Annotated in this window: 13 protein-coding genes; 10 read left to right on the top strand and 3 right to left on the bottom strand. The window is 68.8% G+C overall.

Annotated features, from left to right (window positions below; translation table 11 throughout):
• The first annotated feature begins 70 nt into the window (after positions 1-70).
• Both NTM_RS20330 and NTM_RS20325 read left to right on the top strand, forming a co-directional pair.
• A complete protein-coding gene (locus tag NTM_RS20330) occupies positions 71-553 on the top strand; it encodes a nucleoside deaminase (protein ID WP_104861194.1) in 483 nt (160 codons plus the stop codon).
• A gap of 28 nt (positions 554-581) precedes the next feature.
• Positions 582-1,886 carry an alpha-amylase family protein gene (locus tag NTM_RS20325; protein WP_163767385.1) on the top strand — a complete coding sequence of 435 codons (1,305 nt, stop codon included), beginning with the start codon at positions 582-584 and terminating at the stop codon, positions 1,884-1,886.
• Here the strand turns inward: NTM_RS20325 and NTM_RS20320 are convergent.
• Positions 1,867-2,313 carry a DUF1810 domain-containing protein gene (locus tag NTM_RS20320; protein ID WP_232079777.1) on the bottom strand — a complete coding sequence of 149 codons (447 nt, stop codon included), beginning with the start codon at positions 2,311-2,313 and terminating at the stop codon, positions 1,867-1,869. The two genes, NTM_RS20325 and NTM_RS20320, sit on opposite strands and share 20 nt — an antisense overlap.
• Positions 2,314-2,434: 121 nt before the next feature.
• Here NTM_RS20320 and NTM_RS20315 point away from each other — a divergent pair, with 121 nt between their 5' ends.
• From NTM_RS20315 to NTM_RS20305, 3 genes are all read left to right on the top strand, one after another.
• Positions 2,435-4,522 carry an adenylate/guanylate cyclase domain-containing protein gene (locus NTM_RS20315; RefSeq protein WP_163767383.1) on the top strand — a complete coding sequence of 696 codons (2,088 nt, stop codon included), beginning with the start codon at positions 2,435-2,437 and terminating at the stop codon, positions 4,520-4,522.
• Positions 4,519-5,937, top strand: coding sequence for a mechanosensitive ion channel domain-containing protein (locus NTM_RS20310; RefSeq protein WP_163767381.1), 1,419 nt, complete (start codon positions 4,519-4,521; stop codon positions 5,935-5,937). Before NTM_RS20315 ends, NTM_RS20310 begins: the two co-directional genes overlap by 4 nt.
• A 185-nt stretch (positions 5,938-6,122) precedes the next feature.
• The gene (locus NTM_RS20305; RefSeq protein WP_083143840.1) at positions 6,123-7,127 is read left to right on the top strand and encodes an esterase family protein; all 1,005 of its coding nucleotides are present in this window, start codon (positions 6,123-6,125) and stop codon (positions 7,125-7,127) included.
• A gap of 152 nt (positions 7,128-7,279) precedes the next feature.
• On the opposite strand, the gene NTM_RS20300 is transcribed toward NTM_RS20305, so the two are convergent.
• Positions 7,280-8,032 (bottom strand): SDR family oxidoreductase, encoded by a 753-nt coding sequence (locus tag NTM_RS20300; RefSeq protein WP_104861200.1) that lies wholly within the window; start codon positions 8,030-8,032, stop codon positions 7,280-7,282.
• Between the two features lie 129 nt (positions 8,033-8,161).
• Between NTM_RS20300 and lon the strand changes: the two genes are divergently transcribed.
• The 5 genes from lon (at position 8,162) to NTM_RS20275 (ending at position 13,224) form a co-directional block, all read left to right on the top strand.
• A complete protein-coding gene (gene lon, locus NTM_RS20295) occupies positions 8,162-10,492 on the top strand; it encodes an endopeptidase La (protein ID WP_163767379.1) in 2,331 nt (776 codons plus the stop codon).
• A gap of 101 nt (positions 10,493-10,593) precedes the next feature.
• The gene (locus NTM_RS20290) at positions 10,594-10,926 is read left to right on the top strand and encodes a TfoX/Sxy family protein (protein ID WP_104861202.1); all 333 of its coding nucleotides are present in this window, start codon (positions 10,594-10,596) and stop codon (positions 10,924-10,926) included.
• A gap of 36 nt (positions 10,927-10,962) precedes the next feature.
• Positions 10,963-11,595: an endonuclease gene (locus NTM_RS20285; RefSeq protein WP_163767377.1), complete on the top strand. Its 633-nt coding sequence runs from the start codon at positions 10,963-10,965 to the stop codon at positions 11,593-11,595.
• Between the two features lie 40 nt (positions 11,596-11,635).
• Positions 11,636-12,214: a hypothetical protein gene (locus tag NTM_RS20280; RefSeq protein WP_232079776.1), complete on the top strand. Its 579-nt coding sequence runs from the start codon at positions 11,636-11,638 to the stop codon at positions 12,212-12,214.
• A 14-nt stretch (positions 12,215-12,228) separates the two neighbouring features.
• The gene (locus NTM_RS20275) at positions 12,229-13,224 is read left to right on the top strand and encodes a malate dehydrogenase (RefSeq protein ID WP_163767373.1); all 996 of its coding nucleotides are present in this window, start codon (positions 12,229-12,231) and stop codon (positions 13,222-13,224) included.
• Here NTM_RS20275 and NTM_RS20270 read toward each other — a convergent pair whose 3' ends face one another.
• Positions 13,225-14,700 (bottom strand): acetyl-CoA acetyltransferase, encoded by a 1,476-nt coding sequence (locus NTM_RS20270; RefSeq protein WP_163767370.1) that lies wholly within the window; start codon positions 14,698-14,700, stop codon positions 13,225-13,227.
• Positions 14,701-14,820: the final 120 nt, after the last annotated feature.

Here is a 14,820-nt window from a genome sequence, read left to right as displayed (position 1 = left end):
GTCCCTTTCCTACCCTATGCGCGCCCGATGCGCGGCCCACCCCATGCGCCGCGCTGCGTAGAATCCGGCTGTGGCAGTCACCGACGAGGACCTGCGTCACCTGCGGCGATGCGTCGAGCTCGCCAGTGAGGCGCTCGACGGCGGCGACGAGCCCTTCGGCTCGCTGCTGCTCGACGGCGACGGGGTGACCCGTTTCGAGGACCACAACCGCGTCAAGGACGGTGATGCGACCCGGCACCCGGAATACGCGATCGCGAAATGGGCCGTCGAGCACCTGAGTCCCGCCGAGCGGGCCCGGGCCACCGTGTACACCAGCGGGGAACATTGCCCGATGTGTGCGGCCGCGCATGCGTGGGTAGGTCTCGGGCGCGTGGTGTACGCCGCGTCGTCGGCGCAGCTGACCCGGTGGCTGGCCGAGTGGAATGCCCCGCCGCCGCCGGTGGCCGGGCTGCCCATCACGGCGGTCGCCCCCGGAGTCGCGGTCGACGGCCCGGCGGCGGAGCTGACGGAGGAGATGAAGGCGTTGTACGAGAGGGCTTTTCGAGCGATATGACCGACGAGCGCTTGCGCGAGGAGCCGATATGACCGAGCCGGCGTGGGTAGAGCACGCGATCTGGTGGCAGGTGTACCCGCTCGGGTTCGTCGGCGCCCACCCTGCCGATCCGGCTCCGGGTCCTGACGAGCACAGGTTGCGGCGCCTCGTCGACTGGCTCGACTACGCGCTGGAACTCGGCACGTCGGGACTGGCGCTCGGTCCCGTCTTCGCGTCCTCGACCCACGGCTACGACACCACCGACCACTACCGCATCGACCCCCGGCTCGGCGATGACGGCGATTTCGACCACCTGGTCGCCGAGGCGCGCAGGCGCGGCCTGAGGATTCTGCTCGACGGCGTGTTCAACCACGTCGGCACCGACTTCCCGCGATACCGGGACGCCGTCGAAGGCGGGGACACCTCGTGGTTCCGCACACGCGGCGGCGAGTTCGTGACCTTCGAAGGTCACGGCGGCCTGATCGCGTTGAACCACCGCAATTCCGAGGTCATCGACTACACCGTCGACGTGATGCGGCACTGGCTGGACCGCGGCGCCGACGGCTGGCGTCTCGACGCCGCCTACGCCGTACCCGACGCGTTCTGGGCGCAGGTACTGCCCCGGGTCCGGGAGAGCCATCCGGAGGCGTGGTTCGTCGGCGAGGTGATCCACGGCGACTACGCGGCCCGCGTACGCGACTCCGGCTTCGACTCCGTCACGCAATACGAACTGTGGAAGGCGATCTGGAGCAGCATCAACGACGTCAACTTCCACGAACTCGACTGGGCACTGACCCGGCACAACGAATTCCTCGACACCTTTGTGCCACTGACGTTCATCGGCAACCACGACGTCACCCGGATCGCCAGCCAGTTGGAGAACCCCGTCCACGTCGAGCACGCCCTGGTCGTCCTGCTCACCACCGGCGGCACCCCGAGCGTGTACGCCGGTGACGAAGTCGCCTACCGCGGGGTGAAAGAGGAACGGTTCGGCGGCGACGACGCGGTGCGGCCCGAATTCACCTCGCCCTTCGACGGTGTGGGCGAGCACGGCCACCAGCTGTACCGCACCCATCAGCATCTGATCGGGTTGCGCCGCAGGCATCCGTGGCTGCGCTTCGCGCGCACCACACCGCTGTCGGTGACCAACGGCGGCTACGTCTACATCACCCGCAACGACGATGACGCCCTCGTCGTGGCTCTCAACGTCGATGACGAACCGCTGCCGTTGACGCTGACCGGACTCGGAATCGGGCACGCCGAGATCGTCGCCGGATCGGGGGCGCCGCCGGCCGAGGTCGTTCCCGACGTCGTGGTGCCCGCCCACGGCTGGCTCATCCTGAATCCGCGGTGAGCAGCTCGAGGGTCACGGGATCGTCGCGGCCGTCGTAGAACGCGTCGAGGACGGCGCGCAACGGTGCTCGGTCGTCCCCGTCGGCCGCCCGGCTGAACAGCGTCATCGACGATCGCACCTTCAGGTCGTCGGGATAGCCGAGGATGTCGGTCGCCGACCGCCCGGCATGGGTGGCCAGCACCGACGCACACTCGCGTAACCGCGGCCCGAGGACCGGGTGCGCCAGGTAGGCGCGGGCCTCCTCCAGCGAGCGGATGCCGTACTTCTCGGCGGTCGCGCTGCGCCCCAGCCCGCGCAATTGGGGGAACACGAACCAAATCCAGTGGCCGCGTTTGGCGCCGGCCCGCAGTTCGTCCAACGCACCCGCATAGCTGCCCTGCTGCGCCTGGACGAAACGCGCGAGGTCGTACGGGTCATCGGCGGACACGGCTCCGTTTACCCCCAGCCCTGGCAGGGAATGTGTGATCTGAATGACATTTTTCCCGAGGACCGTGCGTGCACCCGAGAAACTGAGGAAGAGACGCGGGCGCCACGGCGTGCTGTCCAGGATGAGCATCCAGTCCAAGCTGCTGCTGATGCTCCTTCTGACCAGCATCCTGTCGGCGGCCGTGGTCGGCGCGATCGGCTACCAGTCCGGCCGGTCGTCGCTGCGCGCCTCGGTGTTCGACCGCCTCACCGAGATCCGCGAGTCACAGTCACGCCAATTGGAGACACAGTTCTCGGACCTGAAGAACTCTCTGGCGATCTACTCCCGGGGCAACACAGCGGCGGAGGCGATCGCAGCGTTCACCGCAGGCTTCGCCGAACTGGACGCGGCGACCATCAACATCGGGCAGGCGGCGTCGCTGCGCCGGTATTACGACCGCATGTTCGCGGACATGACGCTCGACGACGGCGGCAACCGCGTCGACGTCCGGGCCCTGCTGCCCAAATCGAACCCGCAGCGGTACCTGCAGGCGCTGTACTCGGCCCCGTTCGAGAACTGGGAGCGGGCGATCGAGTTCGACGATGCGCGCGACGGCAGCAGGTGGTCGGCGGCCAATGCCCGCTTCAACGAGTTCTTCCGCGAAATCGTGCACCGTTTCGAATTCGAAGACCTACTGCTGCTCGACACCGACGGCAACGTCGTCTACTCGGCGTACAAGGGACCCGACCTGGGTACCAACATCCTCACCGGGCCCTACCGCGAAGGCCAACTCACCGAGGCCTACGAGAAGGCGCTGGCGTCCAACTCGATCGACTACGTCGGTGTCACCGACTTCGGCTGGTATCTGCCCGCGGAAGAACCGACCGCGTGGTTCCTGTCCCCCGTCGGATCGCAGGACCAGATCGCCGGCGTGATGGCGGTCCAGTTCCCGATATCGCGGATCAACGACCTGATGACGGCCAAGGGCCAGTGGCGCGACACCGGGATGGGTAAGACCGGCGAGACGATTCTGGTCGGGCCCGACGACCTGATGCGCTCGGACTCGCGACTGTTTCGTGAGAACCGGGAGGCGTTCGTCTCCGATGTCGTCGACGGCGGCACCCCGCCCGAGATCGCCGAGGAGTCCATCGATCGTCGTGGCACCACCTTGGTGCAACCGGTGAACACCGAGTCCGTCGAAGAGGCACAACGCGGCAACACCGGGGCGCTCATCGAGGACGACTATCTGGGCCACCAGGCGCTGCAGTCCTACTCACCCGTGGATCTACCGGGCCTGCACTGGGTGATCGTCGCCAAGATCGACACCGACGAGGCCTTCGCCCCGGTGTCCCAGTTCACCCGAACACTGGTCTTGTCGACGGTGCTCATCATCTTCGCGGTGTGCCTGGCGGCGATGCTGCTGGCCCGGCTTTTCGTGCGCCCGATACGACGGTTGCAGGCCGGCGCCCAGCAGATCGGCGCCGGCGACTACGAGGTCAACATCCCGGTATGGTCGCGCGACGAATTCGGTGATCTGACAACGACATTCAACGACATGAGCCAGAACCTGGCGATCAAGGAGAAGTTACTCGAGGAACAGCGCGCCGAGAACGAACGGCTGATGCTGTCCCTGATGCCCGAGCCGGTGATGCGGCGCTACCTCGACGGAGAGGAAACCATCGCCCAGGACCACAACAACGTCACCGTGCTGTTCGCCGACGTGCTGGGCCTCGACGACCTGTCGCACCGGCTGACCTCCGAGGAGCTGCTGGTCGTCATCAACAGCCTGACCCGGCAGTTCGACGCCGCCGCCGAGAGCCTCGGTGTCGAACACGTGCGCACCCTGCACGACGCGTATGTCGCAGCCTGCGGGCTGAACACCCCCCGATTGGACAACGTTCGGCGCACCGTCGACTTCGCGATCGAGATGGACCGCATCGTCGACCGCTACGCCGCCGAATCCGGGTACGACCTGCGGCTCCGAGCGGGGATCGACAACGGCGCGGTGTCGAGCGGACTGGTCGGGCGCTCCACCCTGACCTACGACGTGTGGGGCGCGACGGTCGACCTGGCCTTCCGGGTGCAGCGAGGTAACCCGCAGGCCGGAATCTATGTCACCGCCCGGGTGTACGACGTCATGCACGACACGCTGGAGTTCGTCGCTGCCGGTGAGTCGGCCGGCGAGCACGGAACCGAACCGGTCTGGCGGCTGCGGGGGCACCCACAGTGATTAGCGTGCTGAACTCGACGTGGTTGGTCTGGGCCATCGTGGTCGCCGTCGGCTTCCCGGTGCTCCTGGTCCTGCTCACCGAGGTGCACAACGCGCTGCGACGACGCGGCAGTGCGCTGGCCCGCCCGGTGATACTGCTGCGCAACTACATCCTGCCGCTGGGCGCCCTGCTGCTGCTCCTGGTGCAGGCCATGGAGATCTCCGACGAGGCCACCTCGGTGCGCGTGGTCGCCACCCTCTTCGGGATCGTCCTGCTGGTGTTGATGCTGTCGGGTTTCAACGCCACGCTGATCCAAGGGGCGCCGGAAGACAGCTGGCGCAGGCGAATGCCGTCGATCTTCCTCGACGTCGCGCGGTTCGCGGTGATCGCGGTCGGCGTCACCGTGATCATGGCCAACATCTGGGGCGCCAACGTGGGCGGCCTGTTCGCCGCGCTGGGCGTCACCTCGATCGTTCTCGGCCTGGCACTTCAGAACTCGGTCGGCCAGATCATCTCGGGTCTGCTGCTGCTGTTCGAGCAACCGTTCCGGCTCGGCGACTGGATCACCGTGCCGACCGCGGCGGGCCGGCCGGCCGCGTACGGGCAAGTGGTCGAGGTCAATTGGCGCGCAACCCATATCGACACCGGCGGCAACCTTCTGGTGATGCCGAATGCCGAACTCGCCGGTGCGTCGTTCACCAACTACAGCCGCCCGCCGGGTGAGCACCGGCTCACGCTCGTGACGAACTTCGACGCCGGCGACCCGCCGGACGACGTGTGCGCAATGCTCTCGGCCGTCGCCGCGATGCTGCCGGACGTTCGTACCGACGGCCGGATCACCACGCTCTATCTCGGCGGCGCCGAGTACGAGACGTCGATCCCGCTGTACACCCCCGCCCTGGACGAGGCGGTGCGGAGCACGTTCCGGCGCTGGGTCTGGTACGCGGCGCGGCGCGAAGGCTTGCGCCTGGACGGTGTCGCCGACGACTTCGGCACACCGGAACGGGTCACCTCGGCGATGCGCGCGGTGGCCTCGACGCTGCGGCTCACCGAGGCGGAACAGCACGACATCGCGGCGGTGATGCGATTGGTGCGCTATGGCGACGGGGAACTTCTGCAGCGGCCCGGGCAGGTCCCGTTCGGCATGAGGTTCGTCGTCTCGGGGCGGGTCAGCCTCACGGTGACCGACCGCGACGGAGCGGTGATCCCAGCCCGCACCCTCGAGCGGGGCGACTTCCTGGGACAGACCGCGCTCACCCGCGAGCCGGTGCTGGCCACCGCCCACGCGGTCGGAGAGCTCACCGTGCTGGAGATCGCGCGCGACGAGATCGAGCGTCTGGTCCGGCGAAAGCCCATTCTGTTGCAGGTGCTCGGCGCTGTGATCGCCGAGCGGCGCGCGAGCGAGCGCCGCCTGATGGCGGCCGTCGACGACTGAAGGCACTCCGGCGCCGCATGTCCGGCGAATCCGGCCTGAGTCCTTTTCGTTAGCCAACCGCGATGTCCGAGCGCCGTGTCGCGGCGGTAACCACGCAGCCCCAACGTGTTTCATGGGCATTGCACAGCGACGGCACATTGCACGCATGCGCGAGACTTGACGAGAAAGGTGGGTTGGTTGCCGTTATGAGGTTCACAGAGAAGTGGCGGGGTTCCGCACGGGCCACGATGCGCCGAGTGGCGATTGCCGCGCTGGCCGCCGTTGCACTGCCCGGGTTGATCGGCGTTGCCGGCAACTCGGCGACGGCGGGGGCGTTCTCCCGACCCGGCCTTCCCGTCGAATATTTGGACATCTTCTCCCCGTCGATGAACCGCGACATCCGTATCCAGTTCCAGGGCGGCGGGCCGAACGCGGTCTACCTGCTCGACGGTTTGCGGGCGCAGGAGGACTACAACGGCTGGGACATCAACACCCCGGCGTTCGAGTGGTTCTACCAGTCCGGTCTGTCGACGATCATGCCCGTCGGCGGCCAGTCGAGCTTCTACAGCGACTGGTACCAGCCCTCACGCGGCAACGGGCAGAACTACACCTACAAGTGGGAGACGTTCCTGACCCAGGAGCTGCCCGCATGGCTGGAGGCCAACCGCGGCGTGTCCCGGACCGGCAATGCGGTCGTGGGTCTGTCGATGGCCGGTAGCGCCGCACTGACCTACGCGATCCACCATCCGCAGCAGTTCATCTACGCGGGCTCGCTGTCGGGCTTCCTGAACCCGTCCGAGGGCTGGTGGCCGATGCTGATCGGGCTGGCGATGAACGACGCGGGCGGCTTCAACGCCGAGAGCATGTGGGGTCCGTCCTCGGATCCGGCGTGGAAGCGCAACGACCCGATGGTCAACATCAACCAGCTGGTCGCCAACAACACCCGCATCTGGGTGTACTGCGGCACCGGCACCCCGTCTGACCTGGACACCGGAACCCCGGGCCAGAACCTGATGGCCGCGCAGTTCCTCGAAGGGTTCACGCTGCGCACCAACATCGCGTTCCGCGACAACTACATCGCGGCCGGTGGCACCAACGGCGTGTTCAACTTCCCGCCGGCGGGCACCCACAGCTGGGGCTACTGGGGACAGCAGCTGCAGCAGATGAAACCGGACATCCAGCGGGTTCTGGGGGCTCAGGCCACGGCCTAGCACCCACCCCACACCCAGAGAGCCTGCCGTTTCCCCCGAGCGGCAGGCTCTCTGCTGTGTGCGGGCGGGCACCCCCCCGGTTTCGCCGAACTGAGGTTCCCGGTTGTGGTTTGACCCGAAATCACGACCAGGAATCCCAGTTCGGCGAAAACTCAGCCCTGGACGGTCGGGCGGATCGTCAGATCGCCGATCTCCACGCCGTCGGGCTGCTCGATGACGAACGCGACGGCGCGGGCCACCGCGTCCGGGTCCAGGCCGAACGCGTCCATGTCGGCCCGGACCCGCCTGCGCAATTCGGGATCGGTGACAGACGCGTCGAGCTCGGTGTTCACAAAACCCGGAGAGATCGACGTCGTGCGGATGACGCCGTCGGTCGACTCCTGCCGCAGCGCCTCCATCACCGTGCGGACCGCGTTCTTCGTCGCGGCGTACACCCCCTGGCCCGGCACGATCTTCAGCCCCGACGTCGACACCGTGGTCACGAAATGGCCGCGCCCCTGACGCCGGAAAACCGGTGTCGCCGAGGCGAACCCGTGCAGAACGCCACGCAGGTTGACGTCGACCATCGCCATCCAGTCCGCGACGTCGCCGTCGGCGATCGGGCCGGTCGCCGCGATCCCGGCATTGCCGACCAGGACGTCGAGGCGCCCGTACTCGGCGACGGCGGCGGCGACGAGCGCGTCCAGGTCCGCGGCCCGGGTGACGTCGGTCGCGGTGACGACGACCTGCGCCCCGGCCGCGCGCAACTCGTCGGCGAGCGCATCCAGCCGATCCACCCGGCGCGCTCCGAGCACGAGCCGCGCGCCGCGCGCCGCCAGCCGGCGGGCCGTCGCCGCCCCGATCCCGCTGCTCGCGCCGGTGATCGCGACGACCTTTCCGGTGATGCCGTCCTCGTGCTCGGTCATACGGGCTACGACCATTGCCCGCCGCCCGCTATTCCGCTGCGGGCGAAATGCCCGGGGAACAAAAGGTGAGCGCCACAAGGTTGAGTCGAGCAGGTTCAACTTTGGGTTGAACGTACCCCAGGAGGATTGATGCCTGAAGCTTTGCAAGTCCCCGTGCACTTCGTCGCCGAACCGATCGTTCTGCCCGGGATGGTCGTCCCGATCGAACTGGATGACGCCGCCCGCGCCGCGGTCGACGCCGCGCAGGCCAGTGAGTCCGGCAAGCTGCTGATCGCGCCGCGCCTCGACGACCGCTACCCCACCTACGGTGTGCTGGCATCGGTCGTGCAGGTCGGGCGTCTGCCCGGCGGCGGTGCGGTCGCGGTGGTGCGCGGCGAGAAACGCGCCCACATCGGATCCGGCGCCAGCGGCCCCGGCACCGCGCTGTGGGTGCTCGTCGAGGAAGTCGCCGAACCCGCGACCACCGACGAGACCAAAACGCTTGCCGCCGAATACAAGAAGCTGTTGCTGGCGATGCTGCAGCGCCGCGAGGCATGGCAGATCGTCGACGTGGTCAACAAGATCACCGACCCTTCCGCGCTGGCCGACACCGCCGGCTACGCGTCCTACCTCAGCGACGTGCAGAAGCGTCAGCTGCTGGAGACCGAGAACGTCGACGAGCGGCTGCGGCTGCTCATCGGCTGGACCGGTGACCATCTGGCCGAGACCGAGGTCAACGACAAGATCGCCGAGGACGTCCGAACCGGCATGGAGAAGCAGCAGAAGGAATTCCTGCTGCGCCAGCAACTCGCGGCGATCCGCAAGGAGCTCGGTGAGCTCGACGAGAACGGTGACGAGTCGACCGACGACTACCGGGCCCGCGTCGAGGCCGCCGATCTGCCCGAGAAGGTGCGCGAGGCGGCCCTGCGTGAAGTCGGCAAGCTGGAGCGGTCCAGTGAGCAGAGCCCGGAGGGCGGCTGGATCCGCACCTGGCTCGACACCGTGCTGGACCTGCCGTGGAACGTGACCACCGAGGATTCGACGGATCTGAAGTCCGCCCGGGAGATCCTCGACGCCGACCATCACGGCCTCGAGGACGTCAAGGACCGCATCGTCGAGTACCTCGCCGTGCGTGCCCGTCGCACCCAGCGCGGCATGTCCGTCGTCGGCGGTCGCGGTTCCGGCGCGGTCATGGTGCTCGCCGGCCCGCCCGGGGTCGGCAAGACCTCGCTCGGCGAGTCCGTCGCGCGCGCACTTGGCCGCAAGTTCGTCCGCGTCGCCCTCGGCGGCGTGCGCGACGAGGCGGAGATCCGGGGGCACCGGCGCACGTACGTCGGCGCACTGCCTGGCCGCATCGTGCGGGCCATCGGCGAGGCGGGATCGATGAATCCCGTTGTGCTGCTAGACGAGATCGACAAGGTCGGCTCCGACTACCGCGGTGACCCGGCGGCCGCGCTGCTGGAGGTGCTGGATCCGGCGCAGAACCACACGTTCCGCGACCACTACCTGGATCTGGACCTGGACCTGTCCGACGTGGTGTTCCTCGCGACGGCCAACGTCATCGAGAACATCCCGACGGCACTGCTGGACCGGATGGAGCTGGTCGAGCTCGACGGTTACACCGCCGACGACAAGCTGGCGATCGCCCGCGACTTCCTGCTGCCGCGCCAGCGCGATCGTGCGGCGCTGACCGACGACGAGGTCACCGTCACCGACGCGGCGCTGCGCAAGATCGCCGCGGACTACACCCGCGAGCCCGGGGTGCGGCAGTTCGAACGGCTGCTGGCCAAGGCGATGCGCAAGGCGACGACGAAGCTCGCCGCCGGGTCTGGACCGATCGTCATCGACGAGGCCGATCTCGTCGCGTACCTGGGGCGTCCGCGCTTCACCCCGGAGTCGGCCGAGCGCACCGCGGTGCCCGGGGTCGCCACGGGTCTGGCGGTGACCGGTATGGGTGGTGACGTCCTCTACATCGAGGCCGGCGCGACCGATGGAGAGCCGGGACTGCAGCTGACCGGCCAACTGGGCGACGTGATGAAGGAGTCCGCGCAGATCGCGCTGTCCTACGTCCGCTCCCACGCGGCCAAACTCGGCGTCGACCCGAAGGCCCTGGACCGTCGCATCCACATCCACGTCCCCGCCGGTGCGGTGCCCAAAGACGGGCCGTCGGCAGGCGTGACGATGGTGACCGCGCTGGTCTCGATGGCCACCGGGCGCCAGGTGCGCGCCGACGTCGGGATGACCGGTGAGGTCACGCTCAACGGCCGGGTGCTGCCGATCGGCGGGGTGAAGCAGAAGCTGCTCGCCGCCCAGCGCGCCGGGTTGGGATGCGTGTTCATCCCTCAGCGCAACGAGGCGGATCTCGACGACGTGCCCGCCGACGTGCTGGAGGCACTCGACGTGCGGCCGATGACCGACGTCGCCGACATCGTCGCGCAGGCGCTGGTGCCTGCCGGCCAGGCGGAGCAGGTCGCCGCGTAAGGCCGCTCGGGAAGCTGCTGACGAAAGCGCGTGTTTGTACGCAGATGACCGCGTGTCACCGTACAGACACGCGCTTTCGCGGTGTCGGTTAGCGTCACCCCATGGCCTACGACACCGGCCTCGCCGACCGTGTCCGCGAACTGATCGCGTCCGAACGCGGAGTCGACGAGAAGAAGATGTTCGGCGGGCTGGCCTTCCTGATCGACGGCAACATGGCGGTCGTGGTCAGTTCACAGGGGGGTCTGATGATCCGGGTCCCACCCGAACAGACCGACGCGCTGGTGTCCCGCCGCCACGTCGAGCCGATGGTGATGTCAGGACGCGAGATGCGCGGCTGGTTGCGCGTGCACGCCGACGGGGTCGCGACGACCCGGCAGCTGTCGGCGTGGGTGGCCCGCGGCGTCGACCGCGCCAAGAGCCTGCCCGCCAAGTAGCGGATTCGATACCGCCGCACCGGGTAGCCGTCCGGCATGAGCCACGACGACACGACACGCAGGCTGCTCGAGGAGGCGGGCACCACCTACGCCGAGGAAGCCGGTATCACGCTCGCGGACACACCGATGCCGCTGTTCGAACTGCTGGTGCTGTGCATGCTGGCCAGCAAGCCGATCGACGCGACCGTCGCGACCCGGGCGGCCAGAGAGCTGTTCGGCCAGAAGCTGCGCACCCCCGCCGCGGTGCTCGACGCGGACCGCCGGACCATGATCGACGCGTTCGGCCGCGCCGGATACGCCCGTTACGACGAAAGCTCGGCGACCCGGCTGGTCGATATCGCGTCCGCGGTCCGCGACGACTACCACGGCGATCTGCGCGAGCTGGCCGCCCGCTGCGAGCAGGACCGCGACGCGGCCAAACGGCTGCTGAAGGAGTTCACCGGCATCGGCGACACCGGCGCCTCCATCTTCCTGCGCGAGGTGCAGGACGTCTGGACCTGGGTGCGGCCGTACTTCGACACTCGGGCCACCGCCGCGGCGAAAGACCTGGGCCTGCCGGGCGACCCCGACGAGCTGGCCAGTCTCGGCCGGGGTGAATGTGCCCGGCTCGCGGCCGCTTTGGTCCGGGTGTCACTCGACGACGAGCTGCGAGACACGATCGCGACGTAACCGGCGGATGGTCCAATGGGCTATGCGATACGTGATCCGCATGGCACTCGCCGGGACAGCCGTGCTCGGCGCGGGGTGTGCCGGACCGACCGTAGTCAACACCGAGGACGCGGCGCCGCCGGCGACGAACACCGCGACCGCTGCGCCGGCCACCACCCGCGCCACCAACGCCCACCTGGCCAACGCGTTCGACTTCGCCGCCGACGTCGACGGGCAGACCGGCTACTACTTCACCTCGCCGAGCGGACGGTGGGAGTGCGCGATCGTGCCACGGGTCCGCGCCGGGTGCCAGAACGCGCGTCCGTCGTCCCTCGGGATCGACGGGGCGCCCGACGAGGTGCCGGGGCCCGACGGTGAGCCGACCGCGCCGACCGCGATCGCCCTCGACCGTGCCGCCGGCCCGCGGTTCGCCGCACCCGCGCCGCCGGGCTTCGCGCTGGAGCCCGGACCCGCGCGCGTACTGCCGTTCAACCGGATCCTCGCGGCCGCCGGCTTCCGCTGCAATATCCAAGAGGCGAGCGGGATCTCGTGCCTGTCCGAGTCCAGCGGCAAGGGCTTCACGTTCTCCGCCGACAGCTACGCGCCCGTCTACACCGATGTGCCCGCCGACGCCCCCTGAGTAGGGTCGACACCATGCCGACCGACCAGCCGCCAGTCACCGTCGTCGTCACCGGCGCCGCCGGCCACATCGGATACGCGGCGCTGTTCCGCATCGCCGCCGGAGCCATGCTCGGCCGTGACACCCCGGTCATGTTGCGCCTGCTGGAGCTTCCCGACGCGGTGCGCGCCGCCGAGGGTGTGGTGATGGAACTCGACGACGGCGCCTTCCCGCTGCTGGCGGGTACCGAGATCTACGACGATCCGGTCCGGGCCTTAGACGGTGTCGAGGTGGCGCTGCTGATCGGCGCGAAGCCGCGCACCAAAGGCATGGAACGTGCCGACCTACTCGGTGCCAACGCACAGATCTTCGCGGCGGCCGGCCGCGCGCTCAACGCGGGCGCGGCGCCCGACGTCCGGGTGCTCGTGGTCGGAAACCCGGCGAACACCAACGCCCTCGTGGCCGCCGCCCACGCGCCTGACATTCCCGCCGAACGGTTCACCGCGCTGACCCGACTCGACCACAACCGTGCCGTGGCGGCGATGGCCCGGCACGCGAAGGTGCCGGTCACCGAGATCACCAGGATGACGATCTGGGGCAACCACTCGCCGACCCAGTATCCCGACATCTTCCACTCGACCGTGGGCGGTCGCGCCGGCGCGGACTACGCAGCCGACACCCGTTGGCTCACCGACGATTTCATCCCCACGGTGGCCCGCCGCGGAACCGCGATCATCGAAGCACGCGGAGCCAGCTCGGCGGCGTCGGCAGCCAACGGCGCCATCGACCACATCGACGACTGGGTGCACGGCACCCCCGCCGGTGACTGGACCTCAGTGGCGTTGCCCTCCCCCGGCGTCTACGGCGTCGATGAGGGGCTGGTGTGCTCGTTCCCGTGTCGCTCGGTCGACGGGCGCTGGCAGATCGTCGACGGGCTGGACATCAATCCGTTCTCGCGGGCGCGCGTCGACGCCTCCGTCGACGAGCTGCGCGCCGAGCGCGACGCCGTGGTCGCGCTCGGGCTGCTCTAGCTACGCCAGCGACGCGGTGCCGTCGGCGTTCACGCGCACGGTCGCCCCGGCGATGTCGTCGGTCACCGTGGTCTGCGCCTGGGCCGGGTCGGTGATCACCGCGAGGACGCGGGCGTCGTCGGGGGTGCGCACCGCCAGGAACGCCTTCTCGGGTTTGCCGTCGCGGTCGAACGGCGTCGTCCACGTCTCCACCCTGCCGTCGCCGCTCCAGTCCACCAGCTCGGCCCGGGTGGGTTCTGCATCGACCTCGGATTGCACGTCTTCCCAACGGAACTCGTGGGCCGGGGGCTCGGTGCCGTACACGCCGAAACTGTGCTTGGTCAGGTAGCCGCCGTTGGCGGTGATGAAGCCACGCTTGCCGGGCTGGGCGACCAGCTGCTCGGCCATCGTCGCGATCGAATGGGTCACGTAGTTGTTCCACGGCCCGCCCGCGAAGGTCAGCCCGCCGGTCACGGTCAGCGGCCGGTCCGCGTCGCCGACGGGTAGACCAAGTTCCCTGGCCGCGACCTGCACGGCCGATGGGAAGCACGAGTACACGTCGATCAGGTCCATGTCGTCGACGCCCGCGCCGGCCAGCTCCAGGGCCCGCTTGCCCGCGATGCGGATGGCCGGGCTGGTGTGGAACTCGGCCCGCTCGCCGATCGCGTAGGTATCGTGCGAATCGGCGCCGGCGTACGGGAAAACCCAACGCTCCGAGGGAATCTGGAGGTACTGGGCTTTCTCCACCGAGGTCAGGATCAGCACCGCACCCTGGTCGACCATGTTGTTGGAGTTCATCAGCTTGGTGTAGGGCCAGCTGATCATCCGGTTCTTCGGCGACGGCTGGAATATCTCCTCGGCGGTCAGCGCGTCGTGGCTCCACGCATGCGGGTTGGTCGCGGCGACCGCGGAGAACTGCGCCCACAGCGCACCGATGCGGCGGCGGTGCTCGTCGAAGGTCTCGCCGTTGGCGATGCGCACGGCCTGCTCGAACATCGGATACACGTAGGCGGGACGGTCCAGCCCGATCTTGGCGTCACCGGGTCCGGCCATCGGGAGGTTCTCGTCGGAACCCGGCGCCATCGGCACCGACTCGTCCTGGCGTGTCCCCTGCATCTTGTTGCCCGCCGCGCGGACCCGGGTCCGCGACCGCCAGGTCTCGCCGCCGGCGATCAGCACGACGTCGTGCTTGCCCTGCTGAATGTCCAGGCAGGCCAGGTTCACCAGGGTCTGGGGCACGTTGCCGCCGATCCCGGTGTAGCGGGTCTCGGCTTTCTCGGCGCCGATGCGCTGGGCGAGCAGCAGCCCGGGATCGCGGTAGCGCCACGACAGCAGGTTGACGATGCGCACGGCGTCGACCGCCTCCAGCACCCTGGGGTCGGCCGCCTCGCGGGCCGCGGCCACCATCAGGTCGACAGGCTCCACCGTCGCATCCTCGGTGTGCTGGTTCACCTGGCCGTAGCCGACGAGTACCGGGGTCCTGGGGTCGATGGGCATGACGGGAGGGGCCTCCTAGACGTTCTTCTGGTAGGCGAACAATATGCCGTCGGCGATCAGCCGATCGACCTGGTCGACGTCCGCCCTTAGGACTGTGCGGCAGATCTCACCGGAAAACCA

This window comes from Mycolicibacterium parafortuitum (assembly GCF_010725485.1).
Classification (GTDB): domain Bacteria; phylum Actinomycetota; class Actinomycetes; order Mycobacteriales; family Mycobacteriaceae; genus Mycobacterium.
Note: the sequence above shows the minus strand (reverse complement) of the source record. Positions and strands in the feature narration are given on the sequence as shown.

Excerpts from the sequence above, each read along its gene's own strand:
- NTM_RS20300 (WP_104861200.1), bottom strand. The coding sequence starts at position 8,032 with ATGACCGAGCACGAGGACGGCATCACCGGAAAGGTCGTCGCGATCACC.
- lon (WP_163767379.1), top strand. The coding sequence starts at position 8,162 with ATGCCTGAAGCTTTGCAAGTCCCCGTGCACTTCGTCGCCGAACCGATC.
- NTM_RS20290 (WP_104861202.1), top strand. The coding sequence starts at position 10,594 with ATGGCCTACGACACCGGCCTCGCCGACCGTGTCCGCGAACTGATCGCG.
- NTM_RS20275 (WP_163767373.1), top strand. The coding sequence starts at position 12,229 with ATGCCGACCGACCAGCCGCCAGTCACCGTCGTCGTCACCGGCGCCGCC.
- NTM_RS20315 (WP_163767383.1), top strand. The coding sequence starts at position 2,435 with ATGAGCATCCAGTCCAAGCTGCTGCTGATGCTCCTTCTGACCAGCATC.
- NTM_RS20270 (WP_163767370.1), bottom strand. The coding sequence starts at position 14,700 with ATGCCCATCGACCCCAGGACCCCGGTACTCGTCGGCTACGGCCAGGTG.
- NTM_RS20285 (WP_163767377.1), top strand. The coding sequence starts at position 10,963 with ATGAGCCACGACGACACGACACGCAGGCTGCTCGAGGAGGCGGGCACC.
- NTM_RS20305 (WP_083143840.1), top strand. The coding sequence starts at position 6,123 with ATGAGGTTCACAGAGAAGTGGCGGGGTTCCGCACGGGCCACGATGCGC.
- NTM_RS20280 (WP_232079776.1), top strand. The coding sequence starts at position 11,636 with ATGGCACTCGCCGGGACAGCCGTGCTCGGCGCGGGGTGTGCCGGACCG.
- NTM_RS20325 (WP_163767385.1), top strand. The coding sequence starts at position 582 with ATGACCGAGCCGGCGTGGGTAGAGCACGCGATCTGGTGGCAGGTGTAC.